Here is a 17,188-nt window from a genome sequence, read left to right on the forward strand (position 1 = left end):
GGGCGGCGATCCTGGGCGGGGGCGCGAGGCCCACGCACGCGTAGCACCACCTCGGGGCGGGCACTCCCGGGGTGGCACCACAGGGCGACGGACGACCGGGAGGCGGGCATGGCGGAGTCGAGCGCGGGGCTGCACGAGGCCAGGGAGGACATCCGGCCGGAGACCCTCGACCGCCACCGGGGGATCGTCTCGCTCATGGAGGAGCTCGAGGCGATGGACTGGTACGACCAGCGCATCGACGCCACCGGCGACGGCGAGCTCAAGGCGGTCCTCGCCCACAACCGCGCCGAGGAGACCGAGCACGCCGCGATGAGCCTCGAGTGGCTGCGCCGCCACGACCCCGAGCTCGACACCCACCTGCGCCAGTACCTGTTCGCCGACGGGGACATCGTCGCCGTGGAGGAGGCGATCGAGGGGGGCGGTGCCGACGCCGGCGCGCCCGGCGCCGGCGCGCCCGACGGCAGCCTCGGCATCGGCGACCTGCGCGGGACGGTGCGGCCGTGAACCACCTCCACCGCGAGCTCGCCCCGATCGGCGAGCGGGCCTGGGACGAGATCACCGAGGAGGCCGGCCGCTCGCTGCGCCACTTCCTCACCGCCCGCAAGCTGGTCGAGTTCGACGGCCCCCACGGCTGGGACCGCGACGCGCTCGGCCTCGGCCGCGTCACCCACGAGCCCCTCGAGTCCGACGTCGAGGGCGTGGAGCCGCGCGTGCGGCTCGTCCAGCCGCTCACCGAGCTGCGCACGCCGTTCACCCTCAGCCGCGACGAGATCGACGCGGCCGAGCGCGGCGCCCCCGACGCCGACTGGGACCCCGTCATCGACGCCGCCCGGCGCGCCGCGCTGGCCGAGGACCACCTCGTCTTCCGCGGCTCCGCCGCCGCCGGCGTGCGGGGCATCGTGCAGACCTCGCCGCACGAGCCGATCATCATCGGCCACGACTACGACGACTACCCCAAGCACGTCGCCCTCGCCATCGAGCGCCTGAAGCGCGCCGGCGTCTCCGGGCCCTACGCCATCGCCCTCGGCCCCCGCTGCTACACCGGCGTGATCGAGAGCACCCAGCACGGCGGCTACCCGGTGCTCTCCCACCTGCGCCTGATCGCCGAGGGCCCCGTCCTCTGGGCCCCCGCCGTGGAGGGCGCCATCGTGATGAGCCAGCGCGGCGGCGACTTCGAGCTGGTCGTGGGCCAGGACCTCTCCATCGGCTACCTCGACCACGACGCGACCAGCGTGCGGCTCTACCTGGAGGAGTCGCTCACCTTCCGCGCCGCCGGCCCGGAGGCCGCGATCGCGCTGAGGTACGAGGACTGACCGGGCGTCAGAGGTCTGTCAGGAGAACCATGAACGCTGCCGCCGCGCCGGAGACGGCGAGCACGGTGACCGGCCAGAGCGCGGACCTGATCGCCCTGCGCAGCCGGCCGCGCTGTCCGGGCATGCCCGGTGCGTGGCGGGCGGCTGCGCGGGTGGGCGCCTCGCGAAGCTCGCCCGGGATGTCCGACAGGTCGCGGGCGAGCGCCTGCAGCGTCCGGAGCGACTCAGCCAGGGAGCCCCACCGCCCGTTTCCTCGGCGATCGGCCGTCTCGGGCAGCCCCGAGGTGTCTCGACTCATGACGGAGCCCGGGCGGTCAGGAGCAGGTTCATCGGCAGCGTCCGGCCCGAGCGGGCCGTGCGCTCGTCGAGAAGGGTCATCGCCGCGCAGGCGCCGTTGAGGGCGACGTACACGGCCGCGAACGTCGCGCGGATCACGGCCCGCGCCGGCCCGCGGGCGAGGATCGTCTCGAGCCCGCTGAGCATCTCGCCGGTGAGCGTCGCCCAGGCCACGGTGCGCCCACCGTTCTCCACGATCGTGACGTCGTCCCAGGCTCGGAAAAGGGCGGCCAGCGAGGGCCCGGTCCAGCGGTGCTCCAAGACCGCGCGGTCGTACTCCCACACCAGCGGGACGGCGATCACCGCGTGGCCGCCCGGCCGCAGCACCCGGGCGATCTCAGTGACCGCATGCGGCGGGTCGGGGGCGTAGTGGAACGCTTCGATGCACATCACGACGTCGAACGAATCGTCGCCGAACGGCAGGAACTCGCTGCTCACAACGTCCGCCCGGCCGTATCGGTCCTCGATGTCCATCCCGGTGATGCGGGAGCCGGCCGGCAGGAGGTCGTCGTAGGGCCGGCTGCCGCAGAAGACGTCGAGGACGTCCAATCCCCCCGGCCGGGGTGGCAGGGCGCCGAGCGCGCCGCTGAGATCGCGTACGAGCCGCCGGATGTGGAGGTAGTCGAACTGCGTCGGGCGTGGTCGCCGCCGGCTGCGGCGAATCCGCTCGACCTCGTCCAGCGCGATGCGGCGGCGTGACGCCTCCCTGGCGCTCCCGTCCTCCCGGAGCCAGTCCGGCGGGGCGGTGTCGTCCGCCGGCTCGCCGCCACCATGCCGTCGATCGAGCGTCCCGATCAGGGCGTCGCCGGGACCGCCGAGCAGCGATGCGCCCGCGCGCAGGAGGTTTCCAGGGCTCCGGCCGGCCCACGCGGCGCGCAGGTACTCGCGCGCCGCGGCGCGCCGACGGCGTCCGCGTCGGAACGCGGTCGCCGTCCACCCGTGGAAGCGCACCGAGTCGATCACCACGCCACGCGCCGCGGCCAGATCGCGATGCTTCGAGCGAACGTGGCGAAATTCCTCGATGACATCATTCGGATCGGTGAGCACCATGTTGGTCGGATGGAGGACGTATCCGACGAGGATCTCGGGGCAGGCGACGGCTTGGCCTGCGGCGGCCAGCCGGATCCACATGTCCCAGTCGGCGCACTGGAACAACCGCTCGTCGAAGCCGCCGAGCTCGCGGACGAGGCTGGTCCTCGCCATGACGGTGGATGCCCCCGCATGCACGACGTTCCCGGCGAGCAGCTGCTCGAGGATCGCCTCGTCGGACGGCGCGGCGTGCCGGGCGAGCGGGCGTCCGGCGGGGTCGACGTCGACGACGCCGCAGTACGACCACTGCGCCCCGGCCCGTCGCAGGGCGCCGAGCTGGGTGCTGAGCTTGTGAGGCGCCCAGATATCGTCGTCGTCGAGGAAGGACACCCACTCCCCGCGTGCGTGCGCGATGCCGAGGTTCCGGGCGCGCGCCACGCCGTTGCCGTCCGCGCGGAGCGTCCGGACGCGCGAATCCGTCTGCTCCTCGAGCCAGCGGGGCGTGTCGTCGATCGAACCGTCATCCACGACGACGACCTCGAGCGAGACGTCCTCCTGTCGCAGCACCCGGTCGAGCGTCGTGGCGAGCATCGCGCGTCGGTCGCGGGTGGGGAGCACGACGCTGATGAGCGGCGGCGCGGCTGAGGTGCCCATGCGGCTCCAGGGTATCTCAGGCAGGCGTGGCGCTCCGGCACCCGAGGTAGGTTTCGCCGACGTGGTGCGCGTCATGCCGGGGCACGACGGGCGCGTCGCCGTCATCGGTCCCGATCTCGGGGCCTTCGGGACGGCGCTGACGCGCACGGGTGCGCACGTCGTGCTCGCCGCCGATCAGCGGGCCGCGCCGGGCGGCGAGGCGTTCGACCTGGTCGTCTGCGACGCCCGCTCCGTCGAACCCGACGTCCTCGCAGGGCTGCTGCGGCCGCACGGCGCGGCGCTGATCAGGATGCCGGGGCCGCTGCCCGTCGCCGGTGCGCGCCGCGGCCGTCCGCGTCGCCGGTACCCGTCGGCGCTCGACGCGCTCGGGATGCCCCATCGCCTACTCATCCCGCTGCCGACCGCGCTGCGCCCCCGCATCGTCATCGACGAGCGCGACTGGACGGTCGGCTTCCCGTTCTACATGCGCCATCTCTACCCGCTCAGCACGACGCCGCGGCGGGTGCTCGCCCGCGCGCTGACGCACGTGCCCCGCGCGGTGCTCTGGCGGCTCCTGCCCGACACGTGGCTGGTCGCCGGGCGCGCCCGCCAGCCCGGTCCCGTGCCGACGACGATCGTCGGCGCGCCGTCCCCCGAAGGCGAGCTCAAGCTCGTCGATTGGGATCGGGGCACGGTCACCGGCAGCTTGCGGACCACCGGGGAGCAGGTCCGCGTCGAGCGACTCGTCGACGGATGGAGCGCCGAGCGCTGGACGACCTGGCCGCTGCGGTCCGCCGGGCGCGACGAGCGGCGCACGCGGCTGATGGCGTCGCTCGGCGCGTACCTGAGGTCCCTGCATCTGCCCGAGCGCGAGCCCGAGGTGCACGAGCGCTCGCTCGCCGACGCGCGCCGCGGCCTCGCCTCGGTGGGGTCGCCGCTCGCCCGCGCCTGGTGCACCGACCTGCTCGGGCGATTCGCGGCCTCGCCGCCCGTGCCGCAGGCGCGCGAGCACGGCGACCTCCAGCTGCGGAACCTCGTCGTCAGGCCGGACGGGCGCCTCGAGGCCATCGACCGACCCTACGACGAGCAACGTGCGATCGCGGGGACTGACGCCACGACGGCCCTCGCCGACCTGCTCTCCCGCTGGAGGGGCGAGGAGTGGCTCGACCTCGGCGCCGCGACGGACGCGCTCGACCGCGTCCCTGACCCGCTGCGAACGGCGGTCGGGCGGTTCCTCGTCACGGCGCTCGCCACCGCGGACGCCGATGCGCTGGCCGACGCACTGGCGTTCGCGGTGCTGCGCAGCGCGCGGCATCATGCGGCGTACGGGACCGACGCCTTCCTCGAGGCGGCTGCGCGCGGGCGACTGCACTCGGGGCTCGAGCGTGTCCTGGAGGGCGCGTGACGTCCGGGCCTGCGCCCGTCCTCTGGCTCGCGGACATGCCTGCGGGCTTCCACAACCCGGAGCCCTGGCGCAAGATCGCCGCGCTCCGTGAGGCCGGGCACCGTGTGCTGTTCATCGAGCCGATCGGCATCGCCAATCCCCGGCCGCGCAACGTCGGCAAGGTCGTCCGCTTCGCCGTCGGCATGGCGCGACGCGCACCGGCCGCCGGCGGCGAGGTCGAACATGCGGGGGACGACGTCGACTCGCACGTCGTGGGCGTCCGACTGCCGGAGCGCGTCCGCGATCCGCTCGTCGCCGACGGCGGAGAAGCAGACGATGATGCGATCGATCTGGCCGCCGGCTAGGACAAGGGGGAGGTCATCGATCGAGCCGAGGAGCGGTGCTCGTCGCTCGCCGTCGGCGGCCGGGGGGTCGTCATCGAGCGTGCCGACGATGTCGAATCTGCATTCGGGGTGCCGCGAGACCAGCACGGTGAGGTGCGTCGCCACACGGCCGCTGCCGATGAGGAGGACGCGCTCGCGCCGCGGGCGATCGATCGCGACTCGGCCCATGGTCCAAGCGATAGGCAGTGCGAGCGAGACGGCGATGAGCTGGGCCGCCTCGGCCTCGAAGCCAGCGAGTAGACCGGCTGTGAGGGTCGTCCAGCCGGCGACGGCGGCGATCGCGCCCAGGCGGACGAGCGCCGACGCGTGGCCGCCCAGGCCGCTCTCGCGCCCCCGCACCATCGCGAGGCCGACGAGCGAGGCCACGAGGAAGACGAGGGCGGGCCACGAGAGCATGCCGGGAAGGGCGGCGGCGGCCTCGGAACGCGTTTCACCGGCGCCCGGGTGGAGCGCGTCGATCCTCGAGGTGAACGAGAAGGCCGCCGCGGTCACGACGACATCCCAGGCGAAGAGCAGGCGCGACCGCGGGAGTCGGAAGGGCAGCCGGACGGGGGCCGACGCGGGCTGTTCGACGATCCACTCGACCTCGGAGACCTTCGTTCCCACAATTTCTCCCAATAGACACCCGAGACATGACAAGGAAAAGCCATGGCCGCCACCGCGTCACTGACCTTCGGGGTAGGTTTCCGCGCCCGCCGATTGGTCGTAGGTCGGGTGTCGTCCGCCGGAACGGGGAGTAGCGTCGGGGCGTGCGCTTGAGCGTGAGCATCGCGTTCGTCCTCCTTCTCGCGGCTCCCACCACCGGGGTAGCTGCGCTCGTCGTCCCGGATGCCGGCATCCGCGTTCTCGCGAGCGGGGATGACTACGAACGTGAGATGGACGCGGCGAAGGCCGCAGGCGTCCCGTGGATCACGCTCGCGACCGGCTGGGCGGCGGTGCAGCCGACCGCCGACGCCGTTCCGGGCCCCGATGGGGCGGGCGGTGCGGCGTGGCGTCAGCTCGAGCAGCGCCTGCGCTACGCGCACTCGATCGGCCTCAAGACGTTCGTCCAGTTCACCGGCGCGCCGGCCTGGGCGACCGACGGGCGGCCCGCGAACGCGAAGGGCAACGTGCCGCCGCGGCCCGACGCCCTGCCGGCCTACGCGGCCTTCTTCGATGCCGTCGCGCGCGGCCTCGGGCCCTGGATCGACGCCTACTCGCCCTGGAACGAGGTCAACCAGCCGGACTTCTGGGACCGCGAGGACCCGGTGCTGTTCGCGCAGCTCCAGCGGGCGGTCTACCCGGCGATCAAGAACGCCGATCCGTCGGCCCTCGTCGTCTCGGGGACGGTCTACAGCAAGGACGGCTCGTTCGACTTCCTGCGGCGCGCCTACGCCGCCGGCCTGCGCGGTGGCTTCGACGTCGTCGGCTGGATGCTCTTCCCGGCCGTCGAGCCCGAGAGCCCGCCGCGGCCGGGGCAGGGCTTCCCGCAGCGCAACCTCTCGTCGATCCTCGACCTGCAGGGCCTGCTGGCCGAGCTCGACCCCGGCCGGCGGATCTGGGTGGTCGAGTACAGCTACAGCACCTGCGAGCCGCGGCCGGGCCGGGCCTTCTGCGTGAGCGAGGCCCAGCAGGCCGACTACCTGACGCGGGCCTTCACCTACATGCGCCGCTACCTGGACGTCGAGCGACTGTTCTGGTTCTCCCTGCGCGACAAGGAGGTCCGCGACATCATCGAGGCCAACTACGGCCTGCTGCGCTTCGACTTCAGCGAGAAGCCCGCGTACTCGGCCCTGCGGGCGCTCCGCGTCGAGGTGCCCGGGGGGGCCGCCGGCCCGCCGCCGGGCGGGGTGCCGCCGCCCGCCCTGCCGGCGAGGGCGGCGCGCGCGCCCGACCCGGCGTCGTTCGCCGCCGGCGGCGCCCGCGTGGCGCTGGGCAGGCCCAAGCTGACGCTGCGGCGCGGCCGCGTCACGCTGGCGGTCGGCGTGACGGTGCGCGGCGGCCGGGTGCGCGTGGCCGTGCAGGGCTTCCGCGCCGGCCGCTGGCGGCCGATCGCGTCCGTCCGGCTGGCGCGCTCGAGCCGGCTCACCGTGCGGTTCCGCGATCGCGGCTACCTGGCCATCCGGCTGCGCGCGACCCGGCCCGGCACGTCGACGTGGGCCGTGTCCCGGGTCGTCCGGGCGCCGGGGGTGCGGGTGGCCCGCGCGCGGGCGGGCGCCGCCCGCGGTGCCGCCATCCGCCTCACCGCCGGGCAGCTGCGCATCAACCAGCGCATCGGGCAGGCGGCCGTCAGGCGGCTCAACGCGCTGCGGGCGCGGCTGGAGGGGCGGCCCGCGCCCGCCGGTCGCGCGGCCCGGCCGGGGACGGTCGCGCTGACGGCGCGGCAGCTGCGGATCAACCAGCGCATCTACCAGGCCGCCGTGCGCCGGGCGAACGCGCTGGAGGCGCGGCTCGAGGGGCGGCGCCCGCCGGCGGCCGCGGGCGGCGGCAGCCGCGGCGCGGTCCGCCTGAGCGCCGGGCAGCTGCGCATCAACCAGCGCATCGCACAGGCGGCGGTGCGCCGCGCCGGCACGCTCGCCGCGCGCGTGCCGGCCTGACCCCGCGGCGGCCGCCGCGCTACCATCCCGCCGACCGTTGGGGAGTATCCCGGGACGGTCTCATCGTCAGTACGGCCCGCCCGCCCGGGCCCGGTGAGATCGGCCCCGCCGGCGTCGGCGGGGTGGGAGAGACCTTCGGCGCACGCCCGAAGCCCGCGTCGAAGGAGCCACCGCCCGCATGGAGCCGCCCCTCTGGGCCTGGATCGCCCTCATCGGCGCCGTTCCGGTGCTGGCCGCGATCGACATCCTGCTGTTCGGCCGCGGCGCCCACGAGGTGCCGGTCAGGAAGGCGGCGATCTGGAGCGCCGCCTGGATCGCGGTGGGCCTGGCGTTCGCCGGCATCATGGGCGCCACCCAGGGCGGCACGGCGGCCGGCGAGTACCTCTCGGGCTACCTGATCGAGTGGAGCCTGTCGCTCGACAACCTGTTCGTGTTCGCGGTGATCTTCGGCTACTTCGCGGTGCCGAAGGACATCCAGCCGCGGGTGCTGCTGCTGGGCATCCTGGGGGCGCTGGTCTTCCGCGGCATCTTCATCGCGATCGGGGCGGTGGCGCTGTCGGCGGCCCACTGGGTGATCTACATCTTCGGCGCCTTCCTGGTGGTGACGGCCTACCGGCTCGCCACCAGCTCGGGCGAGCAGGTCGACCCGAGCCGGAACAAGCTGCTGCTGCTGGTCAACCGCTTCGTGCCCTCGACGAACGCCTACCGCGGCAACCGGGTGTTCGTGCACGAGGGCGGCCGCCGCCTGGCCACGCCGATCTTCGCCGTGCTGCTGGTGGTGGCGAGCACGGACGTGCTGTTCGCGATCGACTCGATCCCGGCGATCTTCGCCGTCACCGACGAGGCGTTCATCGTGCTGGCGGCCAACGTCTTCGCCCTGATGGGGCTGCGGGCGATGTACTTCGTGATCGTGGGGATGCTGACCCGGTTCCGTTACCTCAACTACGGGCTGGCGGTGGTGCTGGGGCTGGTGGGGGTCAAGATGCTGCTGTCGGACGTGTGGCACCCGCCGGTCTACGTGACGCTCGGCGCGGTGGTGGTGGTGCTGGGCACCGCGGTGCTCGCCTCGCTGTGGGCCACGCGCAACGACACGCCTGAGGACCTGGAGTTCGATCCGCCGCCGGGGGTCACGCCGGGCGCCTGACCCGCCGGGGCGGCGGGCACCCCCCGCCGGTCCAGCGCATTTCCTATCCGCACGCCCGTCGTCAGGGATCACCTGCCTGGCGCACCATCGACGCCGATCGGTGGATCTGGCGGAATCGGCGGTGCGGAACATGCGGGTACGGCTGCGCGGCGGGGGACGGGGACGGCGGCGGGGCCTCGGGGCGCTGGCCGGCGCGGGGGTGGCGGCGGCGGCGCTGGCGGGCGCGCCGTTCGTGCTCGGCGGGGTGGAGGGCGGCAGCGACCCGGCCGACCTGGCCCGCAACGAGGGGCGCGCCGGTCACGCCTACCACTCGGCCCAGTCCGACGAGGGCCGCCTGGCCCAGGAGCGCGCGCTCGCCCGCTGCGAGGACGACGCCGCCTTCCGGGCCGCCAACTGGGAGGGGTGCCCGGCGTCGGCCGGCCCGCCGCCGCCACCGGCCCTCGGGGCGGCGGCGGGCGATGACCCGGCCCGCGACGGCCGCTGGGGGCCGCTGTTCGACGTGCCCTCCTCGGCCATCCACGCGACGGTGCTGCCCACGGGCAAGGTGCTGTGGTTCAGCCGCGTGCCGAAGCACAAGGGGGCCGACTCGCATCTGTTCGACCCGGTCACCGGGACGGTGCGCGAGGTGGCGATCCCGGACGTGGTCTACCCCGACGGCGTACGGCTGCCGGCCAACATCTGGTGCGCCGGGACGGTGGCGCTGCCCGACGGGCGCATCCTGGCCGCGGGCGGCAACCTGCGCTACACGGTCGGCGAGGGCGACCCGGCGACGGGCGAGGGCTTCCAGGGCGCCGCCTGGGTGTTCGTCTTCGACCCCTGGACCGAGACCTGGTCGCGGCTGCGCCGGCCCGACGGCACGCCGTGGGACATGGTCCACGGCCGCTGGTACCCGACGCTCGTCAGCCTCTCGGACGGGCGGGTGGTGATCGTGGGCGGCTGGGACGAGAGCGGCCACCACCGCGACGTGGCCGAGGTGGAGGTGTTCACCCCGCGCGCCACGCCGGACGGGCGCGATCGCCTCGAGACCGTGGGCACCCTGCCGGCCAGCCAGCCCTGGGTGAACATCTACCCGCACATGTTCCTGCTGCCGGACACCACCGTGGCCGGCCGGGGGGCGGGCGACCGGGTGCTGCTGGCCGGGCCCGGCGTGCGCGACGCCTTCGTGCTGCACACCGAGGACTGGAGCTGGCACGCCCTGCGCGGCGGCCCCGACCGCTCGCGCTTCTGGGGCACCGCGGTGCTCGAGCCGGGCGGCCCGGACGGGCCCACCCGGGTGTCGCTGACCGGCGGCTGGGACGCCGACTGGGCGGCCGGGCCGCCCGACCGCACCGCCACCACCGAGTACCTCGACCTCGACGACCCCGGCTTCGCGGCCGCCCGGCCCAGCCCGGCCTGGCGCCCGGGCCCCTCGCTGGCCACCGCGCGGGCCCACTTCAACACCGTGCTGCTGCCGGACGGCGCCAAGCTCACCAACGGCGGCGGCCTGGGCCAGGCGCCCGACGGCTCGCTCTACGAGGGGCCGGTCTACCAGGCCGAGCTGTCCGACCCGGCCACCGGCGCCTGGCGGCCGGTGGGCAAGGAGGACGACGAGCGCACCTACCACTCGACGTCCGTGCTGCTGCCGGACGGCCGGGTGCTGTCGGCCGGGGACGACCGCCCCGACCAGCTCCCCGAGCCCTACGGGGGCGGGCCGACCGCCCAGATCTGGTCGCCGCCCTACCTGTTCGCCGGCGCCCGCCCCCAGGTGACCGGCGCGCCCGCGGCCGTGCGCCACGGCGCGACCTTCCAGGTGGCGGTCGACCGGCCCGCCGGGGTGGCGCGCGTGGTGCTGATGCGGCCGGGGTCGGTGACCCACGCCACCGACATGGACCAGCGCCTGGTGGAGCTGGCGATCGCCTCGCGGCCCGCGGCCGGCCCGGTCGTGCGGGCGCCCGCCAACGGCACGATCGCGCCGCCCGGCTGGTACATGATGTTCGCGCTCGACGGCGCGGGTGTGCCCTCGCGCGCCCGCTGGATCCGCATCGACGACGACGCCCCCGCGCCGCCGCCGCCCGATACGACGCCGCCGCCTGGCACCACGCCGCCGCCCGGCACCACGCCGCCGGCCGCCCCCGCCCCAGGCGCCGCGCCCCGCGCCGGCGGCGCCGCGATCGGACGCCGCCCCGGGGACGGCGGGCGAGCACGCCGCCCCCGCGCCGCGGCTGCGCGCCGGCCGGGCGCTGCTGCGCGGCCGGCGCCTCGTGGTGCGCCTGCGCATCGAGACCGCCGAGGCCCTGCGGGTCTCGGCCGCCCTGCGCCCGCCGGGCGCGCGCCGCCGGCTCTCCGGCGCGCGCCCGGTGGTGCGCGCCCTGCCCGCGGGCGGGCGGGCGACGCTGACCCTGCGGGCCCGGGTGGCCGGCCGGGCGCCCGCGCGCGTGCTGGTGCGGGTGACGCTGCGGCGCGCCGGCGGCGCGCCGGCGGTGCGGACGATCCCGGTGCGCGTGGCGCGGCGCTGAGCCGCGCCGCCGCTCAGCCGGGCAGGCGGGTGTGGCGCAGGTTGCGCACCCAGCCGGTGCCGAGCGCGTTGGGCTGGGCCAGGGCGCCCTCGAGCGTGCCCCGCAGGCGGAAGTCGAGGCCGGCGGCGTCCACGTCGTCGTACCAGAGCACGGCGCGCAGCAGCGGGTAGGAGGTGCGCAGGGTGGCGAGCGTCTGGCGCACCCAGGTGCGCGCGTCGCCGCCCATGCCGGTCGTGCCCATCTCGGAGATCATGATCGGCTTGCCGAAGCGGGCGAGCGCCTCGTAGGTGTCGCGGTAGAGCTGGTCGGCCGTGCGCCAGGAGCTCCACTCGTAGGCCGTGCCCCAGTTGAAGCCGCTGGTGGAGACCCAGTCGACCCAGCGGTCGCCCGGATACCAGGCCGCGATCGCGTGGTCGGCGCCGGGGATGCGCTCGAGGTTGTTGATCGACCACACCCAGCTCACGTTGTCCGCGCCGGCGGCGTCGAACACGCGGTGCACGTGGCGGTAGGCGCGCACGTAGTCCGCGGCGCTGTTGCCGTTGACCGACACGCCCCAGGGGTACCAGTCACCGTTCATCTCGTGCATGAGGCGGATCAGCACCGGCTGGCCGTACTCGGCCACGTCGCGCGCCCAGGCGCGCACCACGTCGTCGTGGGCGCCGTCGGCGATGCGGGCCAGGCTCACGTCGGGCTGCTCGGCCACGTGCAGCTCGCCGGCCGGGGCGTACCACGGCTCCCAGGTGATCATCGGCACGGCGCCCGCCTCGGCCACCCGCCGCGCCCAGTCGGCGCGGAAGCGGCGCTCGCCGCTCAGCCACTGCTGGAACCAGTTGACGATGCGCGGCCGGGGGCCGTTGGCGCGCGCCCACGCCTCGACGCCGCCGTCCCGCGCGGCCAGCTGGTGGTTGGAGACGCCGAGGTAGACGCCCCGCTCGGGCGGCGCCAGCCGCCGGCGCGGGGTGCCCGGCTCGGGGCCGGCGGGCGCAGCTCCTCGGGCCAGGTGAGGGGGCTCGCGGCCGCCTCGGCCCGCACCGGCTCGCGGTCGTCCACCAGCCAGGGGACGGCGAGCACGCCGGCGCCCGCGGCGGCGATCGCGACGCCCGCCAGCGTGCCCAGGATGCGTCTGCGCCAGCGCGAAGGGGCCATCGCCCCATCGTCGGCACGGCGGCGGGCCGATGTGAGCCGTCCGCACGCGACGTGCAGGATTCCATAGGCTCCAGGAATCGGGCGCCGTGCCGATATGGGCGCCACGTGGGCCACCTCGACATCCGTGACGCCATCGCGCAAGCGCCCCACGCGGCGCCTCGCCCCGCTCGCGGCCGCGCTCGGCCTGGGCGCCGCCCTGCTCACGGCCGGCGCCGCCGGCGCCGCGGCTGAGGACGGCGTGGCGGCCGGGGCGACGAGCGCGACGCGCGGCGTCACCGCGGCGGCCGGCGCCGCCGTGGCCCCGCACGCGCGCCCGGCGGTGCGCCAGGTGCGGCGCTTCCGGGGGCGCACCGTCAACCCGCTGTCCGGGGGCTCACCGCTCTACGTGGAGCAGGCGGGCAACGCGGCCGCTCAGGCGGCCGAGTGGCGCGCGATGCGCCCGCAGGACGCCGAGCTGATGCGCCACATCGCCGAGCAGCCGCAGGGCTTCTGGATCGGCGACTGGGTGCGCGACGTGCGCGCGAGCGTCGCCCGCCGGGTGGCCGCGGCCCGGCGCGCCGGCACCGTGCCGGTGCTCGTGCTCTACAACGTCCCCGCCCGCGACTGCGGCCTGCACTCCTCGGGCGGGGCGGCGAGCGCCGCCGCCTACCGCCGCTGGGTGGACCGGGTGGCGAGCGGCATCGGCCGCGCCCCCGCCACGGTGATCGTCGAGCCGGACGCCCTGTCGGCGCTCGACTGCATGGGCCGCGCCGCGCGCGCCGAGCGGGTGCGGCTGCTGGCGTGGGCGGTGCAGCGGCTGTCGCGCCAGCCGGCCGCGGCGGTCTACCTCGACGCCGGCAACCCGGGCTGGAAGCCGGCCGGCGTGGTGGCCCGCCGCCTGCGCAGCGCCGGCGTGGCCCGGGCGCGCGGCTTCGCGGTCAACGTGTCCGGCTTCGAGACCACCGAGCGCGCGCGGGCCTACGGGCGGGCGATCTCCCGGCGCACCGGCCGGGCGCACTTCGTCATCGACACCAGCCGCAACGGCAACGGCCCGGCGCCGGGCGGCGAGTGGTGCAACCCGCCCGGGCGGGCGCTCGGCCCCGACCCCACCACCGACACCGGCGACCCGCTGATCGACGCCTTCCTGTGGGTCAAGCGGCCCGGCGAGTCCGACGGCGTCTGCAACGGCGGCCCGCCCGCCGGCCGCTGGTGGCCGGAGTACGCCCTGGCCCTGGCCCGGGAGGCCGCCGGGCGCTGAGCGCCGCCGGGCCGGTTTCTCCCGGCCCGCGACGCGAAAGTTCCGGTGCGGAGCCGCCGATGAGGCGGCGATGCACACCCTCGGCAGTGAGCGGACGGCCCCCGCCGTCCCGGCCCGGCGACCGCCCCTTGAGCCCGCCTCGCGCCTGGCGCAGGCGCTCGTGCTCATCGCGCTCCTCGCCGGCGCCGCCTACCTCACCTGGCGCTGGGGCTTCACCCTTGACGGCGCGGCGACCTGGCTGGCCCTGCCCCTGGTGGTGGCCGAGACCTACGCCGTGGCGATGCTCGGGATGCTGGCCTTGTCCGCCTGGCGGCTCGCCAGGCGACCGACCCCACCGCCGCTGCAGGGGCAGACGGTGGCCGTGCTGGTGGCGACCTTCGACGAGGACCCGGACGTGCTGCGTCCGACCGTCGTGGGCGCGCTGGCGATCCGCAACGACCCGCGGCCCGAGGTGTGGGTGCTGGACGACGGCGCGCGCGACTGGGTGCGCGAGATGTGCGACGAGCTGGGCGCGAGGTACCTGTCGCGGCCGCCGCCGCGGCGACATGCCAAGGCGGGGAACATCAACCACGCGCTGGAGCGCGTGGAGGCGCGGTTCCTCGTCACCCTGGACGCCGACCACGTGCCGCGGCCCGAGCTCCTCGAGCGGATGCTGGGTCACTTCGCCGACCCCTCGGTGGCGGTGGTGCAGGCGCCCCAGGCCTTCTACAACCGGGGCTTCGGCCATCCGCGCAGCGAGGACGACCCGCTGCGCAACGAGCAGAGCATCTTCTTCGACGTGGTCTGCCGCGGGAAGGACCGCAACGGCGCCGCCTTCTGGTGCGGCTGCCCGTCGGTCATCCGCCGGGCGGCGCTCGAGCGGGTGGGCGGCGTGGCCGTCGACACCGTGGTGGAGGACGCCCACACCAGCATGCGCCTGCACGCGGCCGGCTGGCGCACCGTCTACCACGACGAGGTGATGGCGCTCGGCCTGGCGCCCGAGGAGATCGGGGCCTTCGTCGTGCAGCGCGCGCGCTGGGCGCGCGGGTCGCTGCAGATGCTGCGCCTCGACCCGCCGCTCCTGCGGCGCGGCCTCACCTGGCGCCAGCGCCTGGAGTACACCGCGAGCTGCCTGCACTTCCTGGAGGGGCCGCAGCGGCTCGTCGCGCTGCTGGTGCCGGGCGCCGTGCTGGCCACGGGCGCGCTGCCGCTCGCCACCGACCCGCTGCTCTACGCGGCCGTGTTCGTGCCGCCCGCGGTGCTGACGCCGCTGGCCTCGATCGCCATGACCCGCGGCCGCTACCGGGTGCTGGAGGGCGAGCGCTACTCGATCGTGCGCATGGAGGCCTACCTGCGGGCGCTGGCGGCGCTGCCGCGGGGCCGCGGCGGCGGCTTCCGGGTGACCCCGAAGGGCGCCCGCGCGGGCGGCTCGCCGGTGGCCCGGGCGATGGCGGTGCCGCTCGCCGTGGCCGGGGTGACGCTCGCCGCGGTCGGCTACCAGACGGCCGCCCAGCTGCTCGACCTGCCCGGCCGCCTGCCGGCGGCCGCGTCCACCGTCACCACCCTCTGGGCGTTCCTCAACGTCGGCCTGATCGCTTACACCTACGCCTGGGCGCGCGGCGTGCAGCACCGCCGGCGCAGCCACCGCTTCCCGGTCGCCATGCACGCGGCCTACTCAGGCGACGACGGCGGACCCGCGATCGACAGCCGGGTGACCGACCTGTCGCGCCACGGCGCCCGCCTGGTCGTGCGCGAGCCCCGCGAGCCGGGCGAGCGGCTGCGCCTGGTGCTGCTGCTGGACGACGGGCCGGTGGAGGTGACCGGCGTCATCGCCACCGTCACCGCCGGGGTGCCTGGCGAGGGCTGGACGATCGGGCTCGACTTCGATCCCGTGGACGCCGCCACCGCCGACGCCATCGTGCGCTGGTGCTTCCGGCACCCGTTCGGCCTGGAGCGGCCGGTCGGGCCGCCGCCGCCGCCGGTCGCGGCGCCGGCCGACCCGGCGCCCTACTTCGCCTCCATGCTCGCCGCGGCCCAGACGGCGGCGACCGAGGCGCCCGGCGAGCGGGGAAGGGGGCCGGCCGGCGGATAGGCCCGCGCGCGGTGGGCTACGCTGGCCCCGGACCCGGGACGTGGCGCAGCCTGGTAGCGCACCGCCTTTGGGTGGCGGGGGTCCCCGGTTCGAATCCGGGCGTCCCGATAGTGATTTGCAGGGGTTTCTAGTTCGCCGGCGCCGCTGCTTCCGCGCCGCACCTCCGTTCTACCTCCAACATGCGGGCGTCGAGCCGGGCGAGCATCTCGGCCCGCGGGCGCTCCAGCAGGTGGCCGTAACGGTCCATCGTGATCTGGATGGAGGAGTGCCCGAGCGTGTCGGCGATGAGCTTCGGGTGCGTGCCCAGCTCGATGAGGATGGCGGCGCAGGTGTGGCGCAGGTCGTGGAAGCGCAGGCGGTGCTTCTCTGCCGAGAGCGCGCGCCTGACCGCGGGCCGGAAGTCGCGCCGGGTGAAGTTGTGCCGGTCGAGCAGGGCGCCGCGCGCGCCGGTGAACACGACGCCGTCCGGCCCGGTGCCGCCCTCGGTGTAGCGCTCCCAGTGCCGCGTCAGTTCTTCGCGGAGGAAGGCGGGCAGGTCCACGGTGCGCGCCTTGCCGTTCTTCGGCGTGGTCCACTCGGCGGCGCGCCTGTCCACCTGCGAGAGCGACTCGGCCACGGTCAGCCGCCCGGCGAGCAGGTTCACGTTCCGCCGCCGCAGGCCCGCCAGCTCGCCGAACCGTAGCCCGGCGAAGGCGGCCGTCAGGATCATCGCCCGGTACCGCGGCGGCACGGCGCCGGCCAACGTCCAGACCTCCTCGGGCGAGAGATAGAGCTGCTCGCGCTCGCGCACCCGCGGCATCGGCACGCCCGCGGCGGGGTTCACCGGCAACCAGCCGAGGTACACGGCGTGGTTGAGCGCCTGGCGCCAGACGCCGTAGACCTTGCCCACGGTCGCCGGCGAGCGCCGCCCGCGGCTCAACTCGACCACCCAGGCGTCCGCGTCGGCCCGGGTGATCCGGCTGAGCTGCACCTTCTCCCAGCGGGGCAGCACGTGGACGCGCAGCACCGTCGCATACCGCGCGGCTGTCGAGGGCTTAAGCCCCGCCCAGGCCTGCGACTGCTGCCACCGCTCGACCAGGGCGCCGAACGTGACGCGGCCGAGCATCGGGTCGCGCAGGGTGCCGAGGTCCGCCTCGTGCTCAACCTTGCGACGGAACTTCTTGGCGTCCCCCTCGCGGCGGAACGTCTTTGTCCTTTGCCGGCGCCGCCCGTACTCGTCGCGCACGTCGTAGCGGACCTCCCACCGCGACGGGTCTTCCTTCGGCACTCCCCGTATGTGGGCCATCACCGCACCTCTCTTCTTGTGACAACTGTCACAATTGAAAGGTACGCCAGCGGTGGGCCGCTGGAGGTAGCGATCGAGGTGGAGTAATCCATGTTCTTCGGTCCTCGCAGGGAAATCGACGTCTACGACCCGGGC

Annotated in this window: 13 protein-coding genes, 1 tRNA gene and 1 pseudogene; 9 read left to right on the forward strand and 6 right to left on the reverse strand. The window is 75.5% G+C overall.

Features of this window, described 5'->3' with window-relative positions; all coding sequences use genetic code 11:
* Positions 1–108: 108 nt before the first annotated feature.
* Both ITJ85_RS05725 and ITJ85_RS05730 read left to right on the forward strand, forming a co-directional pair.
* Positions 109–504, forward strand: a complete 396-nt coding sequence (locus tag ITJ85_RS05725) for an encapsulin-associated ferritin-like protein (RefSeq protein WP_217915394.1) — start codon at positions 109–111, stop codon at positions 502–504.
* On the forward strand, positions 501–1,313 hold the full coding sequence (locus ITJ85_RS05730; protein ID WP_217915395.1) for a family 1 encapsulin nanocompartment shell protein: 813 nt from the start codon (positions 501–503) through the stop codon (positions 1,311–1,313). The genes ITJ85_RS05725 and ITJ85_RS05730 overlap by 4 nt, the downstream gene beginning before the upstream one ends.
* Positions 1,314–1,320: 7 nt before the next feature.
* Here the strand turns inward: ITJ85_RS05730 and ITJ85_RS05735 are convergent, their stop codons facing one another.
* From ITJ85_RS05735 to ITJ85_RS05745, 3 genes are read right to left on the reverse strand one after another with little or no spacing between them, the layout of a single operon-like run.
* The gene (locus tag ITJ85_RS05735; RefSeq protein WP_217915396.1) at positions 1,321–1,611 is read right to left on the reverse strand and encodes a hypothetical protein; all 291 of its coding nucleotides are present in this window, start codon (positions 1,609–1,611) and stop codon (positions 1,321–1,323) included.
* The gene (locus tag ITJ85_RS05740; protein ID WP_217915397.1) at positions 1,608–3,332 is read right to left on the reverse strand and encodes a glycosyltransferase; all 1,725 of its coding nucleotides are present in this window, start codon (positions 3,330–3,332) and stop codon (positions 1,608–1,610) included. The genes ITJ85_RS05735 and ITJ85_RS05740 overlap by 4 nt, the downstream gene beginning before the upstream one ends.
* A 16-nt stretch (positions 3,333–3,348) precedes the next feature.
* On the reverse strand, positions 3,349–3,711 hold the full coding sequence (locus tag ITJ85_RS05745; protein WP_217915398.1) for a hypothetical protein: 363 nt from the start codon (positions 3,709–3,711) through the stop codon (positions 3,349–3,351).
* On the opposite strand from ITJ85_RS05745, the gene ITJ85_RS05750 reads away from it, so the two are divergent.
* Complete coding sequence (locus ITJ85_RS05750) at positions 3,703–4,716, forward strand: hypothetical protein (RefSeq protein WP_217915399.1); 1,014 nt, start codon at positions 3,703–3,705, stop codon at positions 4,714–4,716. The genes ITJ85_RS05745 and ITJ85_RS05750 overlap by 9 nt on opposite strands.
* On the opposite strand, the gene ITJ85_RS05755 is transcribed toward ITJ85_RS05750, so the two are convergent.
* Positions 4,626–5,705 carry a nucleoside-diphosphate sugar epimerase/dehydratase gene (locus ITJ85_RS05755; protein ID WP_217915400.1) on the reverse strand — a complete coding sequence of 360 codons (1,080 nt, stop codon included), beginning with the start codon at positions 5,703–5,705 and terminating at the stop codon, positions 4,626–4,628. The two genes, ITJ85_RS05750 and ITJ85_RS05755, sit on opposite strands and share 91 nt — an antisense overlap.
* A gap of 269 nt (positions 5,706–5,974) precedes the next feature.
* On the opposite strand from ITJ85_RS05755, the gene ITJ85_RS05760 reads away from it, so the two are divergent.
* From ITJ85_RS05760 to ITJ85_RS05770, 3 genes are all read left to right on the forward strand, one after another.
* Complete coding sequence (locus ITJ85_RS05760) at positions 5,975–7,675, forward strand: glycoside hydrolase family protein (protein ID WP_217915401.1); 1,701 nt, start codon at positions 5,975–5,977, stop codon at positions 7,673–7,675.
* Between the two features lie 178 nt (positions 7,676–7,853).
* Positions 7,854–8,819, forward strand: a complete 966-nt coding sequence (locus tag ITJ85_RS05765) for a TerC family protein (RefSeq protein WP_217915402.1) — start codon at positions 7,854–7,856, stop codon at positions 8,817–8,819.
* Positions 8,820–8,949: 130 nt separating this feature from the next.
* On the forward strand, positions 8,950–11,484 hold the full coding sequence (locus tag ITJ85_RS05770; protein WP_217915403.1) for a galactose oxidase-like domain-containing protein: 2,535 nt from the start codon (positions 8,950–8,952) through the stop codon (positions 11,482–11,484).
* A 200-nt stretch (positions 11,485–11,684) separates the two neighbouring features.
* Here ITJ85_RS05770 and ITJ85_RS17125 read toward each other — a convergent pair.
* Positions 11,685–12,062 (reverse strand): annotated as a pseudogene (locus ITJ85_RS17125) (glycosyl hydrolase); the annotation flags it as partial.
* A gap of 522 nt (positions 12,063–12,584) precedes the next feature.
* Between ITJ85_RS17125 and ITJ85_RS05775 the strand changes: the two are divergent.
* From ITJ85_RS05775 to ITJ85_RS05785, 3 genes are all read left to right on the forward strand, one after another.
* Positions 12,585–13,697 (forward strand): glycoside hydrolase family 6 protein, encoded by a 1,113-nt coding sequence (locus ITJ85_RS05775; RefSeq protein ID WP_217915404.1) that lies wholly within the window; start codon positions 12,585–12,587, stop codon positions 13,695–13,697.
* Between the two features lie 70 nt (positions 13,698–13,767).
* The gene (locus ITJ85_RS05780) at positions 13,768–15,768 is read left to right on the forward strand and encodes a glycosyltransferase (RefSeq protein ID WP_217915405.1); all 2,001 of its coding nucleotides are present in this window, start codon (positions 13,768–13,770) and stop codon (positions 15,766–15,768) included.
* Positions 15,769–15,802: 34 nt separating this feature from the next.
* Positions 15,803–15,876: transfer RNA gene (locus ITJ85_RS05785), tRNA-Pro, on the forward strand.
* 19 nt (positions 15,877–15,895) lie between these two features.
* Here the strand turns inward: ITJ85_RS05785 and ITJ85_RS05790 are convergent.
* Positions 15,896–17,053: a tyrosine-type recombinase/integrase gene (locus tag ITJ85_RS05790; protein WP_217915406.1), complete on the reverse strand. Its 1,158-nt coding sequence runs from the start codon at positions 17,051–17,053 to the stop codon at positions 15,896–15,898.
* Positions 17,054–17,188: the final 135 nt, after the last annotated feature.

This window comes from Miltoncostaea marina (assembly GCF_018141525.1).
Lineage (GTDB): Bacteria > Actinomycetota > Thermoleophilia > Miltoncostaeales > Miltoncostaeaceae > Miltoncostaea > Miltoncostaea marina.

What these genes read in the sequence shown, in the direction of transcription:
- ITJ85_RS05770 (WP_217915403.1), top strand. Translation starts at nt 8,950, where the DNA reads ATGCGGGTACGGCTGCGCGGCGGGGGACGGGGACGGCGGCGGGGCCTC.
- ITJ85_RS05735 (WP_217915396.1), bottom strand. Translation starts at nt 1,611, where the DNA reads ATGAGTCGAGACACCTCGGGGCTGCCCGAGACGGCCGATCGCCGAGGA.
- ITJ85_RS05760 (WP_217915401.1), top strand. Translation starts at nt 5,975, where the DNA reads ATGGACGCGGCGAAGGCCGCAGGCGTCCCGTGGATCACGCTCGCGACC.
- ITJ85_RS05740 (WP_217915397.1), bottom strand. Translation starts at nt 3,332, where the DNA reads ATGGGCACCTCAGCCGCGCCGCCGCTCATCAGCGTCGTGCTCCCCACC.
- ITJ85_RS05765 (WP_217915402.1), top strand. Translation starts at nt 7,854, where the DNA reads ATGGAGCCGCCCCTCTGGGCCTGGATCGCCCTCATCGGCGCCGTTCCG.
- ITJ85_RS05780 (WP_217915405.1), top strand. Translation starts at nt 13,768, where the DNA reads ATGCACACCCTCGGCAGTGAGCGGACGGCCCCCGCCGTCCCGGCCCGG.
- ITJ85_RS05790 (WP_217915406.1), bottom strand. Translation starts at nt 17,053, where the DNA reads ATGGCCCACATACGGGGAGTGCCGAAGGAAGACCCGTCGCGGTGGGAG.
- ITJ85_RS05725 (WP_217915394.1), top strand. Translation starts at nt 109, where the DNA reads ATGGCGGAGTCGAGCGCGGGGCTGCACGAGGCCAGGGAGGACATCCGG.
- ITJ85_RS05745 (WP_217915398.1), bottom strand. Translation starts at nt 3,711, where the DNA reads ATGGGGCATCCCGAGCGCGTCGAGCGCCGACGGGTACCGGCGACGCGG.
- ITJ85_RS05750 (WP_217915399.1), top strand. Translation starts at nt 3,703, where the DNA reads ATGCCCCATCGCCTACTCATCCCGCTGCCGACCGCGCTGCGCCCCCGC.